Below are 25,735 nucleotides of genomic sequence, written 5' to 3'. Positions count from 1 at the left end.
AGCAATAGCCTTTTGATACTCAATATTACTATTATGAGTGGACATATGAATTTAACGCTAAAAGTTTGGCGTCAAAAAAATATAAACGACAAAGGACAATTCGTTACTTACCAAGCTAAAGATATCGCTGATGATATGTCTTTCCTTGAGATGCTTGATGTAGTGAACGAAGATTTGACTCGTAAAGGTGAAGATCCTATTTACTTTGACCACGATTGTCGTGAAGGTATCTGCGGTATGTGTTCATTAGTAATTAATGGTCGCCCGCATGGTCCTAAATACGGTATTACGACCTGTCAATTACACATGCGTTCATTCCACGATGGACAAACTATCGTTATTGAACCATGGCGTGCAGCAGCTTTTCCTGTATTGAAGGATTTAGCTGTAGATAGAACTGCTTTTGACCGCATCCAACAAGCTGGTGGATATGTAAATATCAATACTGGTGGTGTGCCTGATGCGAATACTATTCCAATTCCAAAACGCGTTGCTGACGAGGCTTTCGAATCAGCTACCTGTATCGGATGTGGAGCATGTGTTGCAGCGTGTAAAAATGCTTCAGCTATGTTATTCGTATCAGCTAAGATCTCTCAATTTGCGTTACTTCCTCAGGGTCAAACAGAGCGTTACGAACGTGCGCAAGCAATGGTTGATCAAATGGATGCTGAAGGCTTTGGTAACTGTACAAACACAGGAGCTTGTGAAGCGGAATGTCCAAAAGGAATTAAATTGACAAATATCGCTAGAATGAACCGTGAGTACTTTACTGCGAAGTTCTTCCGTCAAGAAGATATCCACGCATAAGGAATTCTCACTAAGCTATAAGGTCCTCGTAAGCATTTTACGAGGACTTTTTTTATGTCTTCTACCCTGTTATTGTCCCAGCTATTCATCTGAATGCCGGCTGCAATCGCAATCTTCACATCAGTATTGTAGTTATACACACTAAATTCTTCTAAAATACTGCTTAAAAGTACTTTCATTCGCTTTATCCATTAAGTGGAATGCTGAAAGTTTTGTTTATATTTACCCTTAATAATCTTAAATCTTAATGGGTAATAGAATACGAATTCTTCTACTGATTCTAACAGTTTTATTCTTAACGACGGCTATCACGATTAACAATATCGTCACCAAGGAAGATATGTTGGAATTAGATACCCGCACGCTCTCCAACAACCTACACCGTTCGGAAGAACTGGTAGACCAGTTTTTTGCAGACTCCAGCATGATGAAAGCTTTTCAAAATGTGGAGATCTACCCTACACAAGCATTAGATATCACTAAAAAGATTGGAGCAAAAGAGCGGATCTTTTTTTTCGTTTATAAGAACCATCAGCCCATCTTCTGGAGTACAAACCTATTTGTTCCAGTCAATGACCTCGGCTTTCAATCGGACGTTAATTATATAAAAGAAGATAACCGGCATCTGGTCGTTAAGAAGAAAGTGCTTTCAGATAACAGCTCCCTATTGGCGATTATCCCCATAAAAGCTGATTTTCCATTTACAAACCAGTATTTAGAAAATATCTTCAATGTGACTTTATTGAAGTCTGACAACCTTGCCATTGCGGATTATACGGATACCGAAAACATCAAGAATATATATAGCAACAACGGATCTTATTTGTTTTCTGTAAAGCTGAGCGAAGGTAAACATGATAACATCTTCATCAACATACAGTTCATCTGTTGGATATTCGCGTCCTTATGCTTTCTGATTTTTGTTCACAACGTTAGTTATATGACTGCTAAGAATGGTCGACCATGGCTGTCGATAGCATTCTTTGCCTTAATTTTAATGTTGACTCGCTACGTTGATTTAAAAACCAACTGGCTTGCCTCTCAATCCAGCTTAGGGTTATTTAATCCAAAGTATTATGCATTTAGTCCGATCCTTCCGAATCTTTGGGCCTTCCTGATGACGACCTTTTTCGTCATCTGGTTTGTGTTCTATGTTCGATCAGTTATGGGCTTCTTAAAATTCCCCGAGACTTGGAAGAAACCAACCCTATCGGGATTGATCGCATTAGCGTCAATATTGAGCATCTATTTCGTTTCGAACCTACTCTTCTACCACTTATCGACATTAATAACAAATAGCTCACAAGTAAGCCTCGACTTCACACAGCTCTTATCGTTTGACACCTACAGTTGGATCAACACATTGATCTTTTGTGTCAATATGGTCATCCTGCTATATTTCATTGATACGATCGTTGGGTTTCTCAAAAACATCCTACCCAATACGACCTCTTTCTTAAATCTGCAGCTGATTGCTTTAGTAACGGCCATTATCCTGAATGCCATTATTATCGGTGAAAATACTTTCTTCAATATATTCCTAGCGGGCGTTATCATGTTGAGAGCATATAGCAATATGCGCATGAGCCTCAACCTACCGACCTTTATCCTAACGTTGGTTTTCCTAGCCTTCATGGCGACGTCCGTATATATGCGCAGTGTGCATGATAAGGTGGAACAGGAAATGAAAGTGACACTAGGACAATTGGAAGCCGAAGACGACTTTAATGCCCTTGCCCTATTCGTAGATCTTGAAAAAGATATTTTAAAAGATGAGCAACTAAAACAGTTGTTCACCATCAGTCTCCCGAATACGCAGACTGATATCATCAACCAATACCTCAAAACACATTACTTCAGTGGCTATCTGTCTAAATTTGAATTCAATAGTTATTACTACTACGATCAAAGACCACTCGAGCATTATAACTCAGATAAGATAGAGGAATACCGTGAAAAGGTAATCAACAACTCAACGAAAGTACCACAGACGCAGAACTTCTATCGAGTAAGAAGTGAATTAGGGACGCACGAATATTTCCTACAGTTTGAAATACCTATCGTTCGTAATGGCAAGGAAGACCTGGTGCAGGTTTATCTGAACTTCAAGAATAAAGCCTTCAACGCTTCATTGAATTACCCTGTTATTTTAGCCGACAGTCGTTCCGAGTTCATCAACAAACACAAGCAGCTTGCCTCATCCTTCGCCCTGTATCGCGACGGATACTTAGTGACGCAGAATGGTTCATTTACCTATCCGAATAGAGACGATAACTTTGCTAGCAAAATTGGCCAATACACCAATAATGAAAACTACAATGGCTATTTCCACGTCATCTATCGACCAGACAACCATACCAGTTTAGTGGTAAGTACGCCTCAGTTAAACTTCTGGCAGTCTATCGCTATCTTTTCATTCTTATTCCTGAGTCTTTACACCTTCTTCCTATTCTTTAATTTTATTCGCTATGTAAGTACCACGGTCACACGCCGAGCATTTAACTTCAACAGCGTTAAATACCACTTCAAACTTCTGGTAAACCGGGTTCAATATAGTACCCGTATTCAAACCATGATTGTCGGCGTGGTAATATTTGCTATTGTCATCTCCGGTTTGATTACGTTTATCAGTATCTCCTACCAGCTAGAAAAGGATTCTGTAGAGCAACGCCAGAAATATATTCTCGATGTTGTCAATAAGATTGAAAGTCTAATGCAGGAGTCACCGAACCTCGATGAAAACCGTTTTGAAGAAATCTTGCAAAAGCTGTCCGAAACTTCGGTAACAGACTTCAACTTATACGATAAGAACGGAAAGCTTCGATACACTTCACAGCCGCGAATTTACGATATGGAGCTTATCTCCACCTATATCAATCCGACAGCTTTCAATAACCTGAACATCCGCAAGAAGACAGATTTATTCTTGAAAGAGAAGCTTGTCAAGTTCGAATATAATTCAAGCTTTGCAGCTATCAGAAATAATGACTACAACACGGTCCTCTTTCTGAATATCCCGTATTTTACGACGGCAGAACAAGAAAATGCCAGCCAGAACTTACTTCTTAACACCTTATTGAACATCTATACCATCATCATCTTGGCGTTTGGATTCTTTACGGTTCTAGTAGCTAATTCAATTACTAAACCATTGAGTTTAATCGGTAGAAAGCTATCAGAAACTATCTTCAGCAATAAGCCTAACGAGCCGCTCTATTGGGAGAGAGACGATGAGATCGGCGCCTTGATCAAGGAGTACAATTACATGATTGTTAAGTTGGAGGAAAATGCGAAGCAATTGATGAATGCGGAACGTGAATATGCATGGCGAGAGATGGCCAAACAGATCGCCCACGAAATCAAGAACCCGTTAACACCAATGAAGCTGGGCATACAGCAACTTTCTCGAAGTTACCGAGAAGGCGACCCTCGTTTTGAAGAAAGATTCTACAAGTTCTCTAATTCATTCATTGAGCAAATCAACAGCTTATCGAAAATAGCAACCGAATTCTCGAATTTTGCAAAACTCCCGGATACCAACCTGACAAAAATCAATATTATTGAGAAAATCAATAAATCGGCGAATGTGTACCACAATACGCATAATACTTATATCAAAGTAATCAACAATACTGATCAGGAAAACATCTACGTATTGGGCGATAAGGATCAGTTGCTAAGAACCTTCAACAACCTACTGAAAAACTCATTAGAGGCATCCATAACACGCAAAAAACACCTCATTAGTGTATTGGTAGATTATGCGGATGAGAAACACGTACGCATCTTATTGAAGGATAATGGCCTGGGAATTCCGAGCGAGTTAGTACCTAAGATCTTCCAACCGAACTTTACAACCAAAAGCTCTGGAACTGGTCTAGGATTAGCCTTTGTAAAGAAAACAGTAGAGTCCATGAAGGGACAAATATCTTTTACGACATTCGAAGGAATCGGCACCACCTTTACCATTATTCTTCCGCTTTATAACGAGGAAATGTTAGAAGGATAAACAACACCGGCATTTACCGGCGCGGTATTATTAAGTCTATATTCCCATATTGTTTACCAGCAAAAAAGCTGTGTAAGTGAAGATATTCATTAAAGGACCATTTATACCGGTCGATATAATAAAGACTTCAGCGAGCTCTGAAATGCATGCCCTGAAGATAACGGGCTTACATATGCTAAAGGAGTCGAATAAATAGTCTCTTCATCCCCTCTATTCACCTTTTGGGACATAAATCAATCATCTAACACCATCAAAAAGGGAACTTCAACACTACATTGAAATCAATACCTCCAGAAAAATATAATCAAAAGGAATTATTAAATAACGAAAAAGCGGGTTTCCCAGTTGGAAAACCCGCTTTTCTATAATAGTATAATACCTTTATTATTTCAATACAATAGATGCTCTTCCCATGATGGAATTATCCGCATAAAGCAATATCGTATAAGCGCCTTTTTGAAAACGCTCGCCGTTGTTGCCCCATTCCATCTGATACTCTTGACCGTTGTTTGTAAAGTTTATGCTTTGCTTGAAACTATACTGTAACTTTTCACCATGCACATAAAAAATATCCTCTGAGTTTGCCTCTAAATTGCCTTTCGGATTGATTACGCGAACAAAAATATCCTTCTTGCCCGTACTCGCCAAAGGATTATCAGCTACCGTAAAGCTGATTTGAAGCTTATCGATGCGTTTCGATTTCGTCTCAATCTCTATCACGCCACCCTTCTTTTCTTCAACTCCGGCAATATGAATGTTTGAAACTTTGATGGAAGATGCTTTATTAATTTTCTCGTTCAAGACCTTAGTTTCTTTGCTTAGGTTTTCAGAGCGTTGCCTCGTAGCTGTTACCTCATTCTTCAAATCCGAATTCGCTTCAGCCAGCAGTTCGTTTTTAATACGTAATTCCGTCACCTCGTCCTTCATTCTAGAAACCTGCGTCTTCAACTGATAAACTTGCTGTTTAGCATTCTCAATTTGTTCATCAGTAATCTCGCCGCTTTCTAAACCGTTGCGCAATTCTTCAATTTTTAAACGAACAACCTGTTCTGCCGATTGAAAATCTTCAGTCGAACCGTTCGACTGGGATCTGATATTATCCAACTCTGCCTCGATACGATCAATCTCCGATTGCAAACTTTCTTTCTGCAAAGTCACGGTATAAAGCTTCTCACCCGATGACTTAAACTTTACGTAGAAATATATATTCGTCGCTAAAAGTGCCGCTATCGCTATAATGAAAAAGTAAATCTTCGAACTATCGCGTTTTACCGCAACCTGTTCTTGATCCTCATTCATTCCTGTATTTTGTATTCCTGTTTTCATGATGCTTGCACGTACATGTTATCCCAGCGAAGATTCGATTAAATCAATCAGACAACGTACGTTTAATATTCTATTAACATATTCGTAAAACCAAACGCAAAAACTGTTCCAACTCCAATTATTCGAAATAATTTAAAGTTGTGAAACCGCCTTTCTTTAAGTATTCTTCACGCTGCATAACTTTCAAATCCGAAAGAACCATCTCATTCACCAACATATCAAGCGAATACCTTGGTTTCCAGCCCAGTTTGCTCTGCGCCTTAGAAGGATCACCAATCAATAGATCAACTTCCGTCGGACGATAATATTGCGGATCCACTTTCACTACAGTCTGTCCTAACTTGATGTGCTCAGCGCTAAGACCCAATTCCTGCAATCGCTCTTCGTCGCGATCAATGATAACCGCTTTTTCAGCCTCCCCTTTTCCGCTAAACTCAATCTCAATTCCTAACTCGGCGAAAGCCATGCGAACAAATTCACGCACTGTGGTCGTCACACCTGTTGCAATAACAAAGTCTTCCGGCTTCTCCTGCTGTAATATAAGCCACATTGCTTCTACATAGTCTCTTGCATGCCCCCAATCGCGCTGTGCCGATAAATTTCCTAAATAGAGTTTATCTTGCAATCCCAATGCGATTTTCGCGGCTGCTCTTGTAATCTTACGCGTAACGAATGTCTCTCCGCGGACAGGACTTTCATGGTTAAATAAAATTCCGTTGCAAGCAAACATGTTGTAAGCTTCGCGGTAATTCACCGTAATCCAGTATGCATACATTTTAGCAACAGCATATGGGCTACGTGGATAAAACGGAGTGCTTTCGCTCTGCGGAACTTCTTGCACCAAACCGTAAAGCTCAGAAGTTGATGCCTGATAGACTTTCGTATGTTCGATTAAGCCTAAAAGACGAACAGCTTCCAAGATGCGCAACATCCCGATACCGTCAGCATTCGCCGTGTACTCTGGCGTATCAAAACTTACTTTCACATGCGATTGCGCTGCGAGATTGTAAATCTCATGCGGGCGCGTCTCTTGTATCACGCGAATTAAATTAGTAGAATCCGTTAAATCACCGTAATGAAGCACGAAATTCCTCCCTAACTCATGAGGATCCTGATATAAGTGATCGATGCGATCGGTGTTGAACAAGGAACTTCTTCTTTTCAACCCATGGACCATATAGCCTTTTTTCAATAGAAATTCAGCTAGATATGCGCCATCCTGACCCGTAATCCCTGTAATTAGTGCGACTTTCATATGTTGTGGATTCATCCAATGCGTAAAAATTACGCAAATATATTTAAAATTAATGCAAACAATTGATGTTTAAACAACAAAGCCGCAGAAAATTTCTGCGGCTTAAAGTTTTTTCTGTGCTATTCTTAGTTAGCGCGTGAGAAATTGAACACCAAGTAACCTTGTCCTTGATCCAATGGAATCGGCATACGCATCGTCATACCGTTCTCATCAGCGAAAGAAAGATCTAAGCGGTATCCGCTAGTCACATTAGATGCTTTGTCTCCAGCGTATACTTTCTTAAATTGAAACGCCGGCTCACCACCTGTTTTTCCAGGGTTAAAAATAGACCAAACGATGTTACGAACAGCACCATTTGCACATAAAGTGCCATCAGCGTTGAAAGTAATCGTTCCGCGTTGCGCACCACCCGGTAAATCCCAAACCGAACCGATGAAACAATCTACAGGAGCTTCATCAAAAATGTTCTTGATCGTATAAGTGCTCGGAATGTTTTCACGTTCAACAGAATTCAACACCCATTTACCTTTAACACCAGCGCGCCACTGCGACGCAGTAGGACCTTGCGAAGTCTCTGTACCACCAACAGTTGATTTTTTCTGCGCACCGCAACTTCCTAAAATTAACACCATCGTTAATAAGGACAAAAAGGATAAAATACGTTTATGCATATTACAAAGTTTAAAATAGTATATTAAATGTATATTAGTAACCTCAAAAAAGAACGATATTTTGATGAACACTACTTCCAAAAATCATACCATAAGCAAAATCGTTGCCAAGGCGATATTACGAATTGTTATGATCATACTTATTATCGGAATAGCCTACTCCTTCAGCAAAGATGCTAATTTATTGAAGAACATTTCATTATATTTTCCACACAAATGGGCTATATTTGCACCCATTTCACTATTTATTATTTTTATTATTCTAATGGTGATCATGCTCCGAGAAAAATATAAAAGAACAGACATCAACTGGTTGTTCTCTTTAGCAGGCGGTTTTCTTTTCGTCTACCTAATGATGCTTTTCTCAAAAATATACCCCTTATTATAATTGATCTTTGCCCATGCAAGACTCGAAAGTTTGGAATATAGTCAAAAACCTACTGAAAGTAATCATCACTTTCGGTGCGGTCTACTGGGTTTCCACCAAGATATCGTTGACCGAGCTAAAGGATGTTCTGAGGGATAGCAACCCGCTCTACTTATTGCTTGCTTTTCTCGCCTACTGCTGCTCGATATTAGTAGCCTCCTCGCGTCTCAACTCATTCTTCAAAGCAATAGGATTAAAACTTTCCGAACGTTATAACTTCCGACTTTATCAACTCGGACTCTTATACAACTTTTTCCTGCCCGGCGGAATTGGCGGCGATGGATACAAAATATTCTTCCTCAAGAAAACCTTTCAAATATCCAGAAGACAAGTGCTTGGCGCTGTATTTTTTGATCGCTTAAGCGGACTCTGGGCATTGTGTATTGTGGCCGGAACGCTCGTAATCTTTATGCCGCGGTTAGCCATACCTAACTATATTACTATCGCGGTCTTAGCATTGGGTACCATCAGTTACCTGTTTGTATTGAGAACATTTTTCAAGCAGTTCTTGAACAATTTTATCATTACCCATTTTAAAGCACTGGCAGTTCAAGGTTTCCAAACCATTACCGCCATCTTTATCCTTTATGCGATGAACTTCGATGGAAAGTTCTCTCCCTATCTCCTCATTTTCATGGTATCCTCGCTTGTGGCCATCGTGCCTTCAATTGGTGGAGCAATCGGATTGCGAGAAACGGTGATCTTCAGTTTAGCAACATACCTACAATTAGATCAGCATATCGCGGTTACTATCAGTTTGATATTTTATATCATATCCCTTTTAGTAGCGTCGAGTGGCATTTATTATATTTTCCGACCACAGCGCCTGGGTGCAGACAAGCTTCCATCGGCAAAAGAGGTTGAAGAAGAAATTGAAAAAGAAGAAGAATAATGGCAAATATTATCGTAACAGGAGCCAGTAGTGGCATTGGATTCGAAGCAGTATTAGATTTAACAGCAAATAAGGATCATAAAGTGATCGCATTGGCACGTTCAGCCGACAAGCTTCGTAAGCTGCATGAGATCGCCAGTTCCTTAAACCACGACGGGGGAACTCTTTATCCAGCACAATTCGATATTGTTTATGACAACTATCCCGACTCCTTAGTACCCTTCGTCCAATCCAAATTTGAGCAGGTCGATATATTGATCAATAATGCCGGCGCATTAATCAACAAGCCCTTCTTAGAATCGACCAATGAGGATTTCGCACAGATGCTACAGTCGAACCTAATTGGGCATATCAATATGATCCGTCATATCGCACCATTGATGAAGGAAGGTAGCCATATCGTCAATATCAGTAGTATGGGCGGTTTTCAAGGCTCGGCCAAGTTTCCGGGACTGTCGGCCTACTCAAGTAGTAAGGCGGCATTAGCCGTATTGACAGAATGTTTGGCGGAGGAATTTAAAGACAAGGGCATCAAAGTAAATTGTCTGGCATTAGGGTCCTCCCAAACCGAGATGTTCGAAGCAGCGTTTCCAGGCGTCGAAGCCGGAACCTTAGCCTTTGAAATGGGCCGATACATTGCAGAATTTGCGCAAAATGGCCATAAATATTATAACGGAAAGATATTACCCGTGGCAAACACCACACCGTAATCCAATATACGATATTATTAAGCCCTATTCCATATAGGGCTTTTTGTTTTTTATCTCCATCCTCTTAAGAATCTCAGCTATTCCCCCCCACAAAGCCTTTTTATTATAAAATAAGCTTTCCCTAATATGCTTATCGAAGTTTTTTAACGAAAAACAATAATAAATCAGATTTATTTATAAATTTACTACTAGTAAATGCTGAAACAATAACATCTTTACAACGAAAAACCTAAAATTTAACTAATCCAAACCATTGAATCAGTTAAAGACATACTTTCCGAAGCCACAATAAACAAACACAACACATAAGCTTTTTTGGGGCCCAGCCCTTCAAACAACAACAAATTAATTAACTAGAAAACTTAAATTATGAAAAGAAATCTACTGTTTTTCATAATGCTTTGTTGGCTACCTATAGTGGCATTTGGACAAAGCAGACAAGTAACGGGTACTGTTACTGATGCCGTTACAAACCAACCCATCGCTGGTGCGACAATAAAGGCGGTGGGAACCAACTTCGTAGCCCAAACGGACGTGAATGGACGCTATGAAATCGGACTCAATGAATCGACCCGATTCCTCTTCTTTACCTACATCGGCTATTCGTCTCAACAAGTTGCCGCCACTGTTGGAACAGTGGATGTACAACTTATACCTTCTGCCGCAGATTTGGAAGAGGTAGTTGTAGTAGGTTATGGTACGCAGGTCAAAAAAGACATGACCGGTTCTGTAGCAAGTGTTAAGATGTCGGATCTAGAGGATGTTCCCCTACAAACGGTAGAGGCAGGTTTACAGGGCCGTGCTCCCGGCGTATTTGTGAATACAAGCTCCGGTAAATTAGGACAGGCACTACAGATCCGCGTTCGCGGTATTTCTTCCATTTCCGCTGGAACACAGCCATTATACGTAATCGATGGAATTCCGATGGTTACCGAAGCGATGGGAACTTATGACGAACCGGATAACCCACTTGCCGCAATCAGCCCGGATGATATCGAATCCATGGAGGTACTAAAAGATGGTTCTGCATCCGCTATCTATGGTTCCAGAGCATCCAACGGGGTTGTATTGATTACAACAAAAAAAGGTAAAGCCGGCAGAACGAAAATCGACCTAAGCTACTTTGCAGGATTTAGCGACCCAACAAATAAGGGCGATTTCTTAAATGCTGACCAATATCGCGAACTCCTTTCCGCAGCATTGAATAATGCAGGCTATATAGGTCCAGATCCCGACGAACAATATCCTGACGTTAGCTCTTTCTGGGCTGATTGGACGGGTACAGACGATTGGGATAAAAACTACAACTCTAACTGGGTGGACGAAGGTATGCGTCGTGGCAACCTGCAACAAGGAAGCTTAAGCATTTCTGGTGGTGATGCTAAGACAAGGTTTACAGCGTCCGGAAGTTATGCAGACACAAAAGGTATTATCATCGGTAACCGTTTTAAAAGAACATCGGGACGTATTGGTGTCGACCATTCTGCTTTCGATTTCTTAGACATTGGCGGTACTTTGAACATCAACAAAATCGATAACTATCGTGTAAACAGCGATAATGCGTTCTCAAATCCTTTGCAATTAAATGCGCTACCTCCTATCCAACCCATACGCGATGAAAATGGAGAACTGTACAATTACACGGTTTATTACAACAACTTGATCGATCTAGAAAACGGAAACAATCTATCAAGCACCTACCGCACATTCGGAACCGCCTATGCCAATGCCAGAATAACATCAGACTTAGTATTCCGCTCGGAATATGGTATGGACTTCCAAAACTTAGAAGAAGATTTATACTTAGGTATGCGGACACAAGACGGTGGAGATTCAGGAGGTTATGGCTTTAGCTACCAAGCGCGTTCGGTGAACTTCAACACCAACAATACCTTGACTTACTCGAAAACCTTCAATGAAATCCATAACCTAGGTCTATTAGGTGGTATGTCTTATCAAGAGCAACAGTTCAGATATACGATGGCAGAAGGTAAGAACTTTCCTTCCGATTTATTCAGAAAGATTACTTCAGCAGCTGTAAAATCAGATGCTAGCTCGTCGGCAACCTCAAGATCGATTGTATCCTATTTTGCGCGCGCTAACTATAAACTGATGGACCGCTATTTATTTGAAGCATCTATCCGTACTGACGGTTCTTCCAGATTCGGAAAAGAATCAAAATACGGAACCTTCCCTGCAGCATCCATCGGATGGGTTATCTCAGAGGAAAACTTCCTGAAAGAAAGCAACTCCTTAAACTTCTTGAAACTTAGAGCAAGTTACGGCTTAACAGGGAATGAGAATATTTCCAATTTCGCTTCCAGAACGCTATACAGTGGCGCTAACTACGCGGGTATTCCGGGAACTGTTGCCTACAGATTAGGGGATCCGCATCTGACTTGGGAACAGACAGCGCAGACCAATATCGGTTTAGATTTCGGAATTTTAGCAGATCGCATTTCCGGAACTATCGAGGCCTATCATAAAAAGACCACCGACCTATTGTTAGACATGCCTGTGGTATCCACCAGTGGATTTACGACTGTTTTCAGAAATATTGGAAGCCTGGAGAACAAGGGGCTTGAACTGAGCTTAAACTCTAAAAATTTCGTCGGAGAATTTAAATGGTCGACCTCATTCAACATTGCTTGGAACAGAAACAAAATCCTAAAATTAGTCGACGGACAGCCGATCTATCCTGGAGGTCGCTATTTGGGCCGCTTGGAAGAAGGCATGCCTTATGGTTTCTTCTATGGAAAAGCATATGCCGGTGTTGACCCTGAAAATGGCGACGCCCTATATTACTTAGACGAAACTAGAGAAACAACAACAAGCGACTACTCAGAAGCTGCAGATCAGCCTATCGGAGATCCAAACCCGAACTTCTACGGTGGTTTTGGCAACAAATTCTCCTACAAGAATTTCGATCTTGATATTCAGACACAATTCGTGAGCGGCAATGATATCTATAATGCTGCCGGTGGATTTCAATCTGCAAATGGTGATTATTTCGATAACCAAACGACTGATCAGATGGACTATTGGAGAAATCCAGGAGACATCACGATGGTACCACAACCACGATTCGATTCGGCTAATGGTACACGTGCGTCATCACGTTACATTCAGGATGGTTCTTACTTCCGTATCAAAAATTTGGTGTTCGGGTATAATTTACCAAACGAAACGGCTAATAAACTAAAAATGCAACGTGCTAGAGTTTATGTTTCAGCAACGAACTTACTCACATTGACTGATTACAACGGTTATGATCCGGAGATCAACACCACATTTGCGGGTGCTGTTCAATTAGGAACAGATTTTTACACTGCTCCGCAACCGCGCACGATCACTTTTGGAATTAATGTAGGTTTCTAAACAAAAACGATAAAGTCATGAAAATCATAAAAAATCTATCATATTCTGTACTAGCTTTTTCTTTACTGGCAAGTTCTTGTGGAAAGAAACTAGATATGGAACCTCAGGATGATATATCCTCTGAAAATGCCCTATCAACAGCGGCAGACGTTAACAACGTGCTTGTGGGTGCTTATACCATTATGGCAGAGCCAGCACTATATGGAACAAATTTGGTGATGATTGGGGATCTTTATGCGAGCCCGAGCTATCTCAACTGGACCGGTTCGTTCAGCACCTATCGCGATATATCTAATCAAAATTTAATATCCACAAATGAGGATGCTACGAGAACTTGGACACACGCATACCAAGCAATAAATGCTGCCAATACGGTCATTGAGTCTTTGGACGTAGTAACTGATCCGGACATGAAAAATGAATTGTACGGCAAAGCCTTGTTTATTCGTGGTAGTATGCACTTTGAACTCGTTAGATTATACGCTCTACCTTATGAGGCCGGAGCTGCAAACGGAAGCCTAGGTGTTCCTATTGTCACTAAAGCCGTTAAAGGTTTTGAAGACATCATTTCGGATATCGCCAGAAGCACGGTCGCTCAAGTTTATGATCAGGCACAAGCCGATCTGATAGAGGCAGTATCCTTGCTAAGTGATAGCCCAGATCTATACGCCGCAAAAGGAATGCTTGCGCGCTTATACCTGCAAAAAGGCGACTATCCTAACGCTAGGGAGCAAGCGAATGACATCATCGAAAGCGGCGAATACTCTTTAGCATCAAACCTAGAAGACCCATTCCGCGTAAAGAATTCTTCAGAAGGTGTATTTGAGATTCAACAGAACGAACAAAGTAATGCAGGCTCATCAAACGATGGTCTTGCGACTTTCTATTCGAGCTATCTAAATAATACGGGGGGTAAAGTAGGTCGTGGCGACCTAAGTATCCTCAATGCTTTTGTAAATACTTATGCAACTACGGATAAACGCAGAACGCAAATGATCTACGAAGGTACCGGAGCAAAAACAGGCTGGTTTACCAAAAAATGGTACAACTACTTCGACAATATCCCTGTCGTACGCTTAACTGAGCTTTACCTAACGCGTGCCGAATGTAATGCAAGACTAGGAACCTCCGTAGGTGATAGCCCAGCAAACGATATCAATGCCCTACGCCAGCGTGCAGGACTTGCTGATCTAGCGACCGTAACCGTGAATGATATATTAGCAGAGCGAGACAAAGAACTAGCATTTGAAGGCTACAGAATCCATGATTTGAAACGCACAAAAAGAAACGTCGGAACATATACATACAACGCTCCGGAACTGGTATTCCCAATTCCATACCGCGAAGTATCCGTCAATTCTAAACTAGAACAAAATCCTGGATATAACTAGGAAAGAAATGCTACTGAGCAATACCTTAGCATAACTTTTCATCAACCCATACAAACCCCTATCATAACCCTTTCAGAAGGGCTTTGATAGGGGTTTGTATTGGGTTTGAATTGGTTTTGAATAGTAGTTAGTATTTAGTAGATGTTAGACATTAGAGTGCTATTTCTGAACCAGGAAAGGAAGGATGCAAGGATTAGCAGGATCATGTTGAAAGGAAAAAAAGGGTTTGTCTTTGAACCAGAAAAGGAAGGATTTAAGGATGGTCAGGATCGGGTATAGGCTTGGATGCCTGTATTTACATCGAAATCGGCGTTTCAGGAGACGTTTAGTGAAACGTCTCTACGCGGTTCGTCATATTTACCTTCTATAAAGTTCAAAATTATATAGAAGCCAATTGGACGCCAATGCGTAGAGACGTTTCACTAAACGCCTCCTATAAAAATACCATTCACGCCTTTCCTGCCTTTCCACCCGACCCTGATAATCCTTAAATCCTTCCTTTCCTGGTTCAAAGACAGAGCATCCTTCCTTTCCTAGTTCAAACAACCCACAAAAAAAGGCGCCTAATCGGCGCCCTACTCTAATATCTAATGTCTTATATCTAATCTCTACTTAAAATCCAATCTGCCATATCCTTCAATACCTCTGGGCTAAATGTCTCTTCGATATCTCCATATTCGAGGTGGGAACCGGATTTTGAAGTTTGAAACAGATGGTTTAATCCGGGGTACACCTTGACAATGGATTTTAGATTACGTGGGAGGTTGTCTGTAAGGCTTTCCATATTGGGTGCTGCGATTACCTGTACGTCGGTACCGCCGAAGGCGGCAAATACAGGGATATTTATTTTTTTAATGAAAGGAATTGGGTCGATCTTCATAAAATGTCTATACCAAGGAGTGACCAACACGCCGATTTCATCACCAAACTGCACATTCTGACTGCCCGGCACCGCTCGCATATTCGCCATTAGCGCTTCGAACGCTTCTTCTGCTGACAGCTTGCTTTTTACGATTTCGTAGTTCTTTTTAATCAGCGCGCGATCTTGTGCACTCATCGTTTTCCCCTGAACTTTCATAACAGCTTCGCTTTGCAAAACCATTAAAGAGTCGATCGCTATAGCCGGACCCGCCAAGTCTACAATAAACTTAAGCGAAGGAACACGCTGCCCTGCTAAGATCGTGGCGATCAATCCGCCCTCACTGTGGCCAATAACACCCACTTTCTTGGGATCAACGTCAGCCTGTTTGCTCAGATAATTTAATGCGGATAAAGCATCCTTTCCAAAATCGCTGGTTGTTGCTTGGGTATAAATTCCTGTAGACTGTCCAACACCGCGATCGTCATAACGTAGAACGACGATTCCTCGCTTCGTCAAATAATCGGCTATCAACTTAAACGACTGATGCCCGTAAATGGTCGAATTACGATCTTGAGGACCACTGCCCGTCACTAATACTACGCCTGGGTGTTTGCCTCCGGATTTTGGACGCGTAATTGTCCCGGCCAAAACGACATAATCTTCCCTATTCGGGATTTTTACATCAACTGTATCATAACTATAGGGAGGATTTACCGCCTGTGGGCGTTTATAGCTTTTCCAGGGACCTTTCTTAAAGTCTAAGGGCGCTCGCATGGATCCCTGCTGAACCTGCCCTGTAATCGCTTGTTTATCGCTAGATAACTTCCCGGAATACTTGATTCCGAAAGAACGTACTTCGACATGTATGGAATCCCCATCGGCCTCGATCGCGGAGAATGGCAATTTTGCCATGCTTTGGGAGGGGCTCTGCATCGTCCCCTTCCATTGTCCGTCGTAAGTAAACTCAAAGACTGTTGGGAGCTTAACGGTAGGAAGTACTAGGGTGCCTGTCCAGGAACCTTCAAAAGACTGTCCACAGGCAAACAAAGAAAAACTTAAACTGAAGATGAAAAGAAAGTACTTTTTTATCATATCAAATACGGATTAAAAAAATGTAAAAAGGTATCCAGTATCATCGTCAACAAAATAATGAGGATAACATGATAAGCCTTTTTGCTATTCATGGCAATTTTCATACCCAGAACTAAAAGGTGGAAGAAGTAATAGAGCATGCCGACTGCGAATAAGGAAACAATACTGATGACTATTAAATTCGTCTGTGGAACGGTCTTCAACATCATATCGCCTTCCAAGATAGCTTTCTCCAAAGGCATCATCATTTCCTGCAGGAAGGGATTGAATAACAAGAGCATCACCATAACTTGCGCAAAATTTGCCACCAATACAACTTTCAGCACGTCAATAAATCGAGTTTTCTGATAACTCAGTTTAGCTACTCCGAACATCAATAAACTCAAGAGTCCAACATTGATACCGAGATTGATGATTACTTTCCAGAGGGGCTTTTCGGCCGTATTATGCAATTGTATGATGCCGTCTGCTATGATGTTCCATTGCCAACACAGAAGGATCATGGTCAGCATTACAAGAATTCAAAAGATCGATAGTGTCCGATCTGTATGGTTTTCGAAAGGGTTCAACAACATTTTAAACATCAGATTTTCTCCTTTCTTGAGATAAATAATAGTCGAGGATTCGTTGTACTGCATCAGTGTCCTGTGTGCCTATTAGCACTTTCTTACCCGTCTTCATCTTCAGTTGGAGCCCCTTATTGCCACTGGTAGTAATTGCTAAGCCATCACTACCGAAACGATAGCCCCATCCGCCATAGTCCATAAGGGAGTATTTTCGTAGATAGGCCTCTTCCATATCCTCCCATTTATAAACTCGGTTGAACACAAAAGGAATAAAATGAATATGGATCCCTTCCGCATCATAGGTTGTTTTCAATCGTACGGCGAACAAAGCGATAAATATCAGCAGCATGATCCAAAATCCGACGTTCTCGGCAAGCATACTTATGGTCCCACCCGCTAAAAACCGATAAGAAAGCAAACCAAGTAGCAAAATAGCAATCGCTATTGTCCATTTAGAAACAAAGCTCTGCGACTCTTCGAAGTAATTCATAAAATTTAGGTTAAAATGTCTTAATTTTTTCAATCAGCTCATCCAGCTTATTGCGTACAGTGGGATAGCTCTTTCCCATTTTATTGGCCATTTCTTTTAAACTTCCGGAGTACAACAGAAACTGAACAACAAATTCCTGCTCTTCCGGTTCTAGACGCATGAGCGTGGGAAAATTAAACTTCCCTGCCACCTCCGTCTCGCAGGAGCCACAAAATAGCTTAACGACACTCATTTCGGAATCGCAGGCAGGACAATGTATTGGAAACTTCATAATATCTATTAGATTATTAATAAAGTTAAACAATATATTAACATTATTAAAACATCAACAAACAAAACTGCATCAACAATCGTTACAATCTCCTATAAATTCGAATTCGTATATTTGCACAATTTAGTTCGAGTAATGAGAAAAATATTGGGATTTATCCTAACACCTATCTTTTATTTTTGTTTTGGTTTATCGCTTATCATATTCCATCCTATTCAATGGTTATGTTTAAAGCTGGGCGGTTATAATGCACATAAAAATAGCGTAGATATTTTAAACGGTTTATTGGTAGCCTGTAATTATACCCTATTCAATAGAACCCATTTTATGGATAACAAGAATATCCCAACGGGGCGACCTATTGTCTTTGTAGCAAATCATCAAAGCACCTATGATATTCCACCATTGATCTTCTTCCTACGTAGATTCCATGGTAAATTCATCTCCAAATTGGAATTGATGACCGCTAATATTCCAAGTATTTCTTTCAATCTAAAACATGGTGGGGCAGCAAATATCGACCGCAAGGACCCTAAACAATCCATTGCTGAGATTTTGACCCTCGCAAATAACATGAAAAAGAATAACTGGTCGGCATTTATTTTTCCGGAGGGAACACGTACTAAAACAGGAAAGATGAAGAACTTTTCTGTGGGTGGGATAGCGACATTACTGAAGAAAAATCCAGATGCATTAGTGGTGCCGATTGCGATCAATGGCTCATACAAAATGGTGCAATGGGGAGCTTTCCCACTTCGTCCATTTACATCGATGTCCTGGGAAGTTTTAGATCCTATTGATACAACAGGGTTAAATGTTGAGGAAATCGTAAAGAAAGCAGAAGATTTAATCCGCGCAAAAGTTATTGAGGAAAAACACTAGTTATTTTACCGAACGCCCCTTCCAATCGTATTTACCTACATTTCCTAAAATACCGATGTAAACGAGGTACACGGAATGCAATAAACTGATAAGCGGTAGATTGAGCAGTAAGGATTTACGGTTTGCAAATGAAACAACCGGATATAAGAAAGCGAACTCCACGACGATCTTCATCAGGATCGACAATAATATCAAACGTTCTGCATCCGCATCTGCCCAACAAAAACAAAGGATATTGACCAATAAGGCCAAATTGAAGAGCCAAATAGAAACACCAAGAGCCACAACACGCTTATCCTTATACTTCGTACTCTTTGATGCCCAACGCCTACGTTGGCTTAAAAATGCAGAGAGGTTCTCCTTCGCATCCGTATAAACTATAGCTTCTCTTGCTTTGCAAAAGCCTATACGCGAAGCATACTTTTCCGCAATTTTATGCAAGAGCAGTTCATCATCGCCCGATGCCAATTCATCGATGCCTTTAAATCCGCCCATCTCGTAAAAAACTTCTTTTCGGTAGGCCAAATTTGCTCCATTACAAGTAGTAGGATTGCCATTGCCGATACCCGCAGCGCCCAAACCGATCAGGTATAAGAATTCCAAAGTCTGTAGGTTCTCAAAATAGGATTTCTCCTCATGATAACTTACGGGGCTGGAAACCATATACAAATCGTTGGCTTCCATAAAATGGATGATGGTTTTTAGCCAGTTCGGCCCCATACGACAGTCAGCATCCGTTGTTACGATAATTTCGCCGTTTGAGGAGTCGATCGCTTTATTTATCGCATATTTCTTATAGGAGTTTAACTTATCCCCCGCTTCCAAACTAATCAAACGGACACCGCGTTCTGCGTAGGACAAAATAATCTCACTGGTTCTATCGGTAGAATGGTCGTCTACGACGATGACTTCTAGAAGTTCTTTTGGAAAATCTTGTGCCATAAGGCAATCCAAGGTTCGGCCAATGTTATCCTCTTCATTTCTAGCAGCGATGATGACGCTCACCTTACTCTTAGGCAATATTGCGCTCGGTTTGATGATAGCAAGACGCATCCATCCAGCGCGCATATACAGCACGAGCACCACGTAGACCACGCACATGATGAAAAGAAATAAACTAAGACTTGTTATCACTGATATAATTCACGTTAAACACAAAAAATGCTCCAATGATAGCTGGAAATATCAAATTCACAAACCAAACACAGGAAACAATAGCCATCACTGCTAATTCTTGCGTAGTGATATAAGCAAACAAATTGCTCGCCACAAAACTCCGTACGCTGAAATCAAATATATCTAGTGAAGGAACGGCCGATTGGATAAAGAATAATATAAAAATCATCGGCAACATGGAGGCGATGGAAAGCTCGGGCAAGAACACAAGCATCAAAATTATATACTGCGATGTGAAAATCACAAATCGGCATGTGGACAGCCAAAGAACGTAGGCTAGTTCGCGTACCGAATAATCCTCCAATACCGCGAAGAATGGCTTAACCTTATGTAGAAACTTGACCTTACCGACCAAGTAATCCACCCAAGACACATTGAAATAAAGAATAAGAAAGGCTAATGCATAAATGATAGCCAGCAACCATACGCCAAAATCTACAGAAGTGGGTGTTTCGATAAAGGTCGTAACAAACCAGGCAATACTGATTGCCCCAAATACCGATGTCAGGACCAATTGAGCAAATAGCCCAACGCCCATAGCTACAGCGCCGGAAGCACGATTCTCAGGCTTGAGCAGCATAATTCGTCCGCCATATTCACCAATCCTATTCGGTGTAAAAATTGCCCAGGTAAGACCACAAAAGACCGATCGTATGGCCTTCCACATCCCCAAGTATTCCAATCGACGACTCAAGAATCGCCATTTAACGACCTCTAAGAGCCAGTTGAGCAGCATCAGCAAGAATACCAGTCCTAATACCACACGAATAGTAATGGGATCTATCGTTTCGATGAGGTTTTTAAATTCCGCTAAATTCTTTTGATTATTGACCTTCGAAACCACGAACCACATTGCTAGTGCAACAATGATAAACTTGATCAAAAGGTTGAGATATTTTCGCTGTGTCTTTGTCAATTTCTGATTTGAAAGCACAATTTTAACAATTTTTTAATAAATAAAAGGTTTTTGAGCACGCTACTTTCCGGAAAGTCAACAAATGGGCTACACATTGTTCAATTATTAAGAATAAGAGATTTAATGGAACCATACAAAGGAGTGACATCCGCGCACGAGCCGTTTGCAAGGATTTTTGTAATATTGTAGCATGCAAAAGGAAAAGGCGAAGGAGCGCATCATTTTAGGGATTGACCCGGGTACAGTGGTGCTTGGTTATGGAATCGTTAAAGAGGTAAATAAGAAAATAACCTTGATCACGATGGGGGTCATCAAAATGGGCCATCTGGACGACCACGCCTTGAAGTTGCAGCGCATATTTAAGAAAACCTCTGCCCTAATTGAAGAATACAAACCTGATTGTGTTGCTTTAGAAGCACCATTCTATGGCAAGAATATACAGGTCATGTTGAAATTAGGTCGAGCGCAGGGCGTCGCGATGGCTGCAGCACTGAATGCAGATATTCCGATTTTTGAATATGCCCCCCGCAAAATAAAACAGTCTGTCACCGGCAATGGTAATGCGAGCAAAGAACAGGTCGCTGCAATGATACAGACGCTCCTGAGCTTCAAAGAAACACCTGAGTTCCTAGATGCTACCGATGGATTGGCTGTAGCGGTATGCCATGCTTTTCAGCAAAACACGGGCACAAGCAGCAAATCTTATTCTGGTTGGGAGGCCTTCGTAAAAGATAATGTAAAACGTGTTCGTTAGAGCTGTACAGAGCGTATCACGTTCTTGACGTTCCGTTCGATAATATCAGTCATGGATTGACATTGTAAATATTTCGGATCGTCATAGTATTGTGCATGAGCCTCTCTCAACTTGATGATATTCTCCTCTGTAGAAAGCTGCTGCGTTTTTGATGCATCCCGAAGATCTTTAATTCTATGCCGTTCGCTCCGGACGCGATGTACAATGGAAGAACGCTCTTCCTGCTGATATTGCAAGACCGTTTTCTCATTTAAATGATCCATCGATAGTTTCACATAAGGATAGTTTTCTTTGAAGAACTGCGGCATATAAACCTTGATATTTCCCTCATAGAACTGCTGATCGAAATCGATGGCACGAATTCGAAATTGGAAATCGTCAAAATCCGGAGTAATCTGCATCACGAAGTTATAAGCGCGCATATCTCCCAGAAGTGAAATAACACAGCGTTCATTGAACTTTACAAACTCTTTTGCAATCCGGGTCTGATTGTAATCCGGAGTGTACATGCGCGACTTGGCGAAAACATCTCCCGGAATACCAACAATATGCTCCTCCACCAAAGTAGATCGGTCATAAAGATAATTCACCTGATTTGGCGATAGAATTTCCTCCAATTCCAAACCGTATATGCGGGAAGCATCGGCTTGCTTGATATAGAAATAATCATAAACATCATTCAGGCGATTGACGATCTTGATCCGAAAGGGTCGCGTATTACCAAAGGCGCAGAATTCTATTCGTTCGATTACCTTATGCTGCACGATTCGTGTATTACCCGACGCTTTAAGTTCTGCATAGACGATTTTAAGTTGTTCATAGAGATGGTCTTGTACATGCTGTGGGTATAAAGGTATTTCCCAATAGGTATCTACCCCATTCTTATCGATGACAGGCACAGTTTCGTCGAAGTTCAGCAAATCTGCGTATGCAATGGGTAGTCTACTATCCCTTTGATACATTTTAAGGTACTTAAGAAGGCCTGCGCCCACTGGAAACACAGGTTTCTTTCTTGAAATTTTAACGTCTTCGATTTCCATCTGCTATTGATATCAGGTAATCACTAATGTACTAATTTATAAAAGATAAATCTTTCAGAATTGAAATATAAATATGACAAAAAAAATGATATAATTTTATCATTTGAATATTAAAATACGCTGAAAAGTTATTATTTTTGAAAAATATTCAAATCGTTAGGTTTCGATGGTTTGGCAAAAATGGAAGAAGCTCCTCGGGCGAGGAGCTTCGACGCTAACCAATTATAAACCTATGTTATTTTGAGGGGCTACTTTATACAAAATCAGCAAGTTTTTTCTGCTTTTGTTACAACAAATTTACATTTTCATTCAAAAAAATAGAAATTTTTCTGAATTTTTTAGATAATTTTAAAAAGTAAACAAATTATACACGTAATAATACCATTTTTATGGAAAAAAACTATTCAAATTACGATTTAGACAACCTAGATGTTCAAATTTTATCCATCTTGATGGAAGATGCATCAATTCCATATACAGAAATTGCGAAAAAATTGATAGTTTCTGGTGGAACTATCCATGTTCGCATGAAAAAAATGGAGGAATTGGGAATAATCAACGGTTCTAACCTGATAATTAACCCTCAAAAAGTTGGTTTTGACATCACAGCCTTCTTAGGAATCTATTTAGAGAAGGGTTCTCAGTATTCTGATGCCGTTGAACAGTTAAAACAGGTGAAAGAAGTTGTAGAATTGCATTATTGTACTGGTCAATATTCTGCTTTTGCAAAAATTATCTGTCGTGACACCTCACATTTACGTAAGGTTTTGAACGAAGACATACAAGGCTTGAAAGGAATTCAACGTACCGAGACGATTATTTCGCTTGAAGAGAGCATTAAACGTCAAATTACGTTGTAAAAACGATCGAATTCCTTTAAAACATCGAGTGGAGAAGAGAATTTTTGATATTCTAAATAATATTATATAAAGAGAGCGGGCATGCCCGCTCTCTTTATATAATATTATTTAGAAGTGAGATATAGAAAGCTATACCGTCCTCAATTTCGTGTAAATAGATAAACTCATCTGCTGTATGCGATCTTGCTGAATCTCCAGGCCCGACTTTAATTGAAGGAATCGGCAATAATGCCTGATCGCTCATCGTCGGACTCCCATAGATTTCCTTTCCAAGCTTGATACCCGACTGTACGATGGGATGATCGACCGCAATGGTTGAAGGATTCAAACGGGTAGACCGGGCGATTACCTCGGATTTCACATGCGATTTGATGATATCCAATATTTCCTGATTGGTATAAACGTCTGTACTTCGCACATCGACGACGTATTTACAGAGCGCAGGAACAACGTTATGCTGTGAACCCGCGTCTATCATCGTTACGCTCATCTTAACCGGTCCTAGGAAGCTAGAAAGCTTCGGAAATTGAAAGCTTCGGAACCATGCTATATCTTCCAGCGCTAAGTAGATGGCGTTTATGCCTTCTTCACGCGCGGCATGTCCGGATTGCCCATGTGCAGCACAGTCCAAAACCATTAATCCTTTCTCTGCAACAGCTAGATTTAAGAGGGTCGGTTCGCCGACAATAGCGAAACTACAAGCCGGTACATGTTTGTAAGCTTCTTCTACCCCATTCTTCCCCGATACTTCCTCCTCTGCTGATGCAATGAGGCATAAGTTGAATGGGAGATCTTGATGAGCATAGAAATAACGGAATGCTGCAATTAAGGAAACCAAGCAACCACCGGCATCATTGCTTCCTAACCCATACAATTTACCATCTTCCACCAGCGGCTGAAAGGGATCTTTCGTATAGCCAGGGTTCGCTTTGACGGTATCATGATGGGAATTCAAAAGAATATATGGCTTGTCGGCCGAATGAAATTGATTATATGCAATGATATTATTGCCAACTTTTTCCGTTGGGATTTCATGGGTATGAAAGAATTGACGTATTAAAGCGGCAGTGTGCTCTTCCTCACGACTAAGCGAGGGGGTACTGATCATGCTTTTCAATAATGCGATACTATCGCTCGTCAGTTCTGATATATTAGTCATTGTATAAACCTCCAGCTTTCTTAGCTGATAATTTTATGCCTTTGATAAATGCGGAGCTAAAGCCATTGTGTTCCATTTCATTGAGACCTGCGATGGTGCATCCTTTTGGTGAGGTAACTTTATCGATCTCGCTTTCAGGATGACTCTCCATCTGCAAGAGTAGATCCGCGGCGCCTTTTGCGGTTTGAATGGCCATTTTGAGCGCATCGTGTGCATGAAAACCGATTTCTACCCCTCCTTGAGATGCCGCGCGGATACTACGTAAAAAGAACGCAATACCACAGGCGCACAATGCAGTCGCCGAGGTCATCAGATCCTCATTAATGAGTACTACCGAACCTACCGTTTCAAACATTGTCGTAACGGCTTTGATTTGAGCATCTGTGGCGTTATCAGTCGCCATACAGGTCATCGATTGGCCAATAGCAATAGCTGTATTCGGCATAACTCGGATAACTGTTTTATCATTACCGATGACTTCTTTGATGTCAGCGCAGGTCACACCTGACACGACTGAAATTACAATCTGATTGGGACTCAAAGAAGGCTGTAGTTCGTCAAGTACTTTGCGAATCTGCTGAGGCAAAATAGCAAGCACGATATAGTCTGCACCTTGAATGGCTTCGACGTTGTTCTCGCTGACTCCAAAGCCTGCGTTCTTCTCCTCTTCTAATGAAACCATCGATCTCCTAGTGATCGTGATTGCATCAGCTTGGCAATAATCAGCCTTCACCAATCCCTTGGCTAAAGAAAGGCCGATATTACCCCCTCCGATGATTGTAATTTTTTGCATGTTGTATA

At 40.9% G+C, this 25,735-nt stretch carries 21 protein-coding genes; 9 read left to right on the top strand and 12 right to left on the bottom strand.

From position 1 onward, the window contains the following. Positions 1–33 precede the first annotated feature (33 nt). Entirely contained in the window at positions 34–807 is a 774-nt protein-coding gene (locus tag DSM08_RS03655; protein ID WP_223110860.1) for a succinate dehydrogenase/fumarate reductase iron-sulfur subunit, read from the top strand. A 247-nt stretch (positions 808–1,054) separates the two neighbouring features. Continuing rightward, positions 1,055–4,816 (top strand): ATP-binding protein, encoded by a 3,762-nt coding sequence (locus DSM08_RS03650; protein WP_149524870.1) that lies wholly within the window; start codon positions 1,055–1,057, stop codon positions 4,814–4,816. Between the two features lie 384 nt (positions 4,817–5,200). Here DSM08_RS03650 and DSM08_RS03645 read toward each other — a convergent pair whose 3' ends face one another. The 3 genes from DSM08_RS03645 to DSM08_RS03635 form a co-directional block, all read right to left on the bottom strand. Further along, the gene (locus tag DSM08_RS03645; RefSeq protein ID WP_246172435.1) at positions 5,201–6,142 is read right to left on the bottom strand and encodes a hypothetical protein; all 942 of its coding nucleotides are present in this window, start codon (positions 6,140–6,142) and stop codon (positions 5,201–5,203) included. Between the two features lie 118 nt (positions 6,143–6,260). Next, entirely contained in the window at positions 6,261–7,397 is a 1,137-nt protein-coding gene (gmd, locus tag DSM08_RS03640; RefSeq protein ID WP_149524869.1) for a GDP-mannose 4,6-dehydratase, read from the bottom strand. Positions 7,398–7,522: 125 nt separating this feature from the next. Then, positions 7,523–8,068: a hypothetical protein gene (locus tag DSM08_RS03635; RefSeq protein WP_149524868.1), complete on the bottom strand. Its 546-nt coding sequence runs from the start codon at positions 8,066–8,068 to the stop codon at positions 7,523–7,525. Between the two features lie 401 nt (positions 8,069–8,469). Between DSM08_RS03635 and DSM08_RS03625 the strand changes: the two genes are divergently transcribed. The 4 genes from DSM08_RS03625 (at position 8,470) to DSM08_RS03610 (ending at position 14,866) form a co-directional block, all read left to right on the top strand. Then, on the top strand, positions 8,470–9,387 hold the full coding sequence (locus DSM08_RS03625) for a lysylphosphatidylglycerol synthase transmembrane domain-containing protein (RefSeq protein ID WP_149524866.1): 918 nt from the start codon (positions 8,470–8,472) through the stop codon (positions 9,385–9,387). After that, on the top strand, positions 9,387–10,097 hold the full coding sequence (locus tag DSM08_RS03620) for an SDR family NAD(P)-dependent oxidoreductase (protein WP_149524865.1): 711 nt from the start codon (positions 9,387–9,389) through the stop codon (positions 10,095–10,097). Before DSM08_RS03625 ends, DSM08_RS03620 begins: the two co-directional genes overlap by 1 nt. A 369-nt stretch (positions 10,098–10,466) precedes the next feature. After that, complete coding sequence (locus DSM08_RS03615) at positions 10,467–13,475, top strand: SusC/RagA family TonB-linked outer membrane protein (RefSeq protein WP_149524864.1); 3,009 nt, start codon at positions 10,467–10,469, stop codon at positions 13,473–13,475. Positions 13,476–13,492: 17 nt separating this feature from the next. Next, the gene (locus DSM08_RS03610; RefSeq protein ID WP_149524863.1) at positions 13,493–14,866 is read left to right on the top strand and encodes a RagB/SusD family nutrient uptake outer membrane protein; all 1,374 of its coding nucleotides are present in this window, start codon (positions 13,493–13,495) and stop codon (positions 14,864–14,866) included. Between the two features lie 601 nt (positions 14,867–15,467). Here DSM08_RS03610 and DSM08_RS03605 read toward each other — a convergent pair. The 4 genes from DSM08_RS03605 to DSM08_RS03590 all read right to left on the bottom strand — a co-directional run bounded on the left by DSM08_RS03605 (position 15,468) and on the right by DSM08_RS03590 (position 18,147). Beyond that, positions 15,468–16,820 carry an alpha/beta hydrolase family protein gene (locus tag DSM08_RS03605; protein ID WP_149524862.1) on the bottom strand — a complete coding sequence of 451 codons (1,353 nt, stop codon included), beginning with the start codon at positions 16,818–16,820 and terminating at the stop codon, positions 15,468–15,470. Next, complete coding sequence (locus tag DSM08_RS03600) at positions 16,817–17,323, bottom strand: hypothetical protein (RefSeq protein WP_149524861.1); 507 nt, start codon at positions 17,321–17,323, stop codon at positions 16,817–16,819. Before DSM08_RS03600 ends, DSM08_RS03605 begins: the two co-directional genes overlap by 4 nt. A 73-nt stretch (positions 17,324–17,396) precedes the next feature. After that, positions 17,397–17,876, bottom strand: a complete 480-nt coding sequence (locus DSM08_RS03595) for a hypothetical protein (RefSeq protein WP_149524860.1) — start codon at positions 17,874–17,876, stop codon at positions 17,397–17,399. A gap of 10 nt (positions 17,877–17,886) precedes the next feature. After that, on the bottom strand, positions 17,887–18,147 hold the full coding sequence (locus tag DSM08_RS03590) for a DUF2089 family protein (protein ID WP_149524859.1): 261 nt from the start codon (positions 18,145–18,147) through the stop codon (positions 17,887–17,889). A gap of 135 nt (positions 18,148–18,282) precedes the next feature. On the opposite strand from DSM08_RS03590, the gene DSM08_RS03585 reads away from it, so the two are divergent. After that, positions 18,283–19,029 (top strand): lysophospholipid acyltransferase family protein, encoded by a 747-nt coding sequence (locus DSM08_RS03585; protein ID WP_149524858.1) that lies wholly within the window; start codon positions 18,283–18,285, stop codon positions 19,027–19,029. Here the strand turns inward: DSM08_RS03585 and DSM08_RS03580 are convergent, their stop codons facing one another. Both DSM08_RS03580 and DSM08_RS03575 read right to left on the bottom strand, forming a co-directional pair. Next, positions 19,030–20,130 carry a glycosyltransferase family 2 protein gene (locus DSM08_RS03580; protein ID WP_149524857.1) on the bottom strand — a complete coding sequence of 367 codons (1,101 nt, stop codon included), beginning with the start codon at positions 20,128–20,130 and terminating at the stop codon, positions 19,030–19,032. A gap of 16 nt (positions 20,131–20,146) precedes the next feature. Continuing rightward, on the bottom strand, positions 20,147–21,139 hold the full coding sequence (locus DSM08_RS03575) for a hypothetical protein (RefSeq protein ID WP_246172433.1): 993 nt from the start codon (positions 21,137–21,139) through the stop codon (positions 20,147–20,149). A gap of 172 nt (positions 21,140–21,311) precedes the next feature. Between DSM08_RS03575 and ruvC the strand changes: the two genes are divergently transcribed. Next, a complete protein-coding gene (gene ruvC / locus DSM08_RS03570) occupies positions 21,312–21,875 on the top strand; it encodes a crossover junction endodeoxyribonuclease RuvC (RefSeq protein WP_149524856.1) in 564 nt (187 codons plus the stop codon). On the opposite strand, the gene DSM08_RS03565 is transcribed toward ruvC, so the two are convergent. Beyond that, the gene (locus DSM08_RS03565) at positions 21,872–22,915 is read right to left on the bottom strand and encodes a hypothetical protein (protein WP_149524855.1); all 1,044 of its coding nucleotides are present in this window, start codon (positions 22,913–22,915) and stop codon (positions 21,872–21,874) included. The genes ruvC and DSM08_RS03565 overlap by 4 nt on opposite strands. A gap of 389 nt (positions 22,916–23,304) precedes the next feature. On the opposite strand from DSM08_RS03565, the gene DSM08_RS03560 reads away from it, so the two are divergent. Further along, on the top strand, positions 23,305–23,775 hold the full coding sequence (locus DSM08_RS03560) for an Lrp/AsnC ligand binding domain-containing protein (protein WP_149524854.1): 471 nt from the start codon (positions 23,305–23,307) through the stop codon (positions 23,773–23,775). Positions 23,776–23,869: 94 nt separating this feature from the next. On the opposite strand, the gene DSM08_RS03555 is transcribed toward DSM08_RS03560, so the two are convergent. Then, positions 23,870–24,934: a M20 family metallo-hydrolase gene (locus DSM08_RS03555; protein WP_149524853.1), complete on the bottom strand. Its 1,065-nt coding sequence runs from the start codon at positions 24,932–24,934 to the stop codon at positions 23,870–23,872. Next, positions 24,927–25,727, bottom strand: coding sequence for a pyrroline-5-carboxylate reductase (proC, locus tag DSM08_RS03550; protein WP_149527628.1), 801 nt, complete (start codon positions 25,725–25,727; stop codon positions 24,927–24,929). The genes DSM08_RS03555 and proC overlap by 8 nt, the downstream gene beginning before the upstream one ends. Positions 25,728–25,735 lie beyond the last annotated feature (8 nt).

The sequence above is a fragment of the Sphingobacterium hotanense genome (assembly GCF_008274825.1).
In the GTDB taxonomy this organism is placed as follows: domain Bacteria; phylum Bacteroidota; class Bacteroidia; order Sphingobacteriales; family Sphingobacteriaceae; genus Sphingobacterium; species Sphingobacterium hotanense.
This window is presented reverse-complemented; position numbering and strand designations above follow the sequence as displayed.

Excerpts from the sequence above, each read along its gene's own strand:
- DSM08_RS03605 (WP_149524862.1), bottom strand. The coding sequence starts at position 16,820 with ATGATAAAAAAGTACTTTCTTTTCATCTTCAGTTTAAGTTTTTCTTTG.
- gmd (WP_149524869.1), bottom strand. The coding sequence starts at position 7,397 with ATGAAAGTCGCACTAATTACAGGGATTACGGGTCAGGATGGCGCATAT.
- ruvC (WP_149524856.1), top strand. The coding sequence starts at position 21,312 with ATGCAAAAGGAAAAGGCGAAGGAGCGCATCATTTTAGGGATTGACCCG.
- DSM08_RS03595 (WP_149524860.1), bottom strand. The coding sequence starts at position 17,876 with ATGAATTACTTCGAAGAGTCGCAGAGCTTTGTTTCTAAATGGACAATA.
- DSM08_RS03615 (WP_149524864.1), top strand. The coding sequence starts at position 10,467 with ATGAAAAGAAATCTACTGTTTTTCATAATGCTTTGTTGGCTACCTATA.
- DSM08_RS03600 (WP_149524861.1), bottom strand. The coding sequence starts at position 17,323 with ATGATCCTTCTGTGTTGGCAATGGAACATCATAGCAGACGGCATCATA.
- DSM08_RS03655 (WP_223110860.1), top strand. The coding sequence starts at position 34 with ATGAGTGGACATATGAATTTAACGCTAAAAGTTTGGCGTCAAAAAAAT.
- DSM08_RS03580 (WP_149524857.1), bottom strand. The coding sequence starts at position 20,130 with ATGTGCGTGGTCTACGTGGTGCTCGTGCTGTATATGCGCGCTGGATGG.
- proC (WP_149527628.1), bottom strand. The coding sequence starts at position 25,727 with ATGCAAAAAATTACAATCATCGGAGGGGGTAATATCGGCCTTTCTTTA.
- DSM08_RS03555 (WP_149524853.1), bottom strand. The coding sequence starts at position 24,934 with ATGACTAATATATCAGAACTGACGAGCGATAGTATCGCATTATTGAAA.
- DSM08_RS03620 (WP_149524865.1), top strand. The coding sequence starts at position 9,387 with ATGGCAAATATTATCGTAACAGGAGCCAGTAGTGGCATTGGATTCGAA.
- DSM08_RS03635 (WP_149524868.1), bottom strand. The coding sequence starts at position 8,068 with ATGCATAAACGTATTTTATCCTTTTTGTCCTTATTAACGATGGTGTTA.
- DSM08_RS03560 (WP_149524854.1), top strand. The coding sequence starts at position 23,305 with ATGGAAAAAAACTATTCAAATTACGATTTAGACAACCTAGATGTTCAA.
- DSM08_RS03585 (WP_149524858.1), top strand. The coding sequence starts at position 18,283 with ATGAGAAAAATATTGGGATTTATCCTAACACCTATCTTTTATTTTTGT.
- DSM08_RS03565 (WP_149524855.1), bottom strand. The coding sequence starts at position 22,915 with ATGGAAATCGAAGACGTTAAAATTTCAAGAAAGAAACCTGTGTTTCCA.
- DSM08_RS03645 (WP_246172435.1), bottom strand. The coding sequence starts at position 6,142 with ATGAAAACAGGAATACAAAATACAGGAATGAATGAGGATCAAGAACAG.
- DSM08_RS03610 (WP_149524863.1), top strand. The coding sequence starts at position 13,493 with ATGAAAATCATAAAAAATCTATCATATTCTGTACTAGCTTTTTCTTTA.
- DSM08_RS03590 (WP_149524859.1), bottom strand. The coding sequence starts at position 18,147 with ATGAAGTTTCCAATACATTGTCCTGCCTGCGATTCCGAAATGAGTGTC.
- DSM08_RS03650 (WP_149524870.1), top strand. The coding sequence starts at position 1,055 with ATGGGTAATAGAATACGAATTCTTCTACTGATTCTAACAGTTTTATTC.
- DSM08_RS03625 (WP_149524866.1), top strand. The coding sequence starts at position 8,470 with ATGCAAGACTCGAAAGTTTGGAATATAGTCAAAAACCTACTGAAAGTA.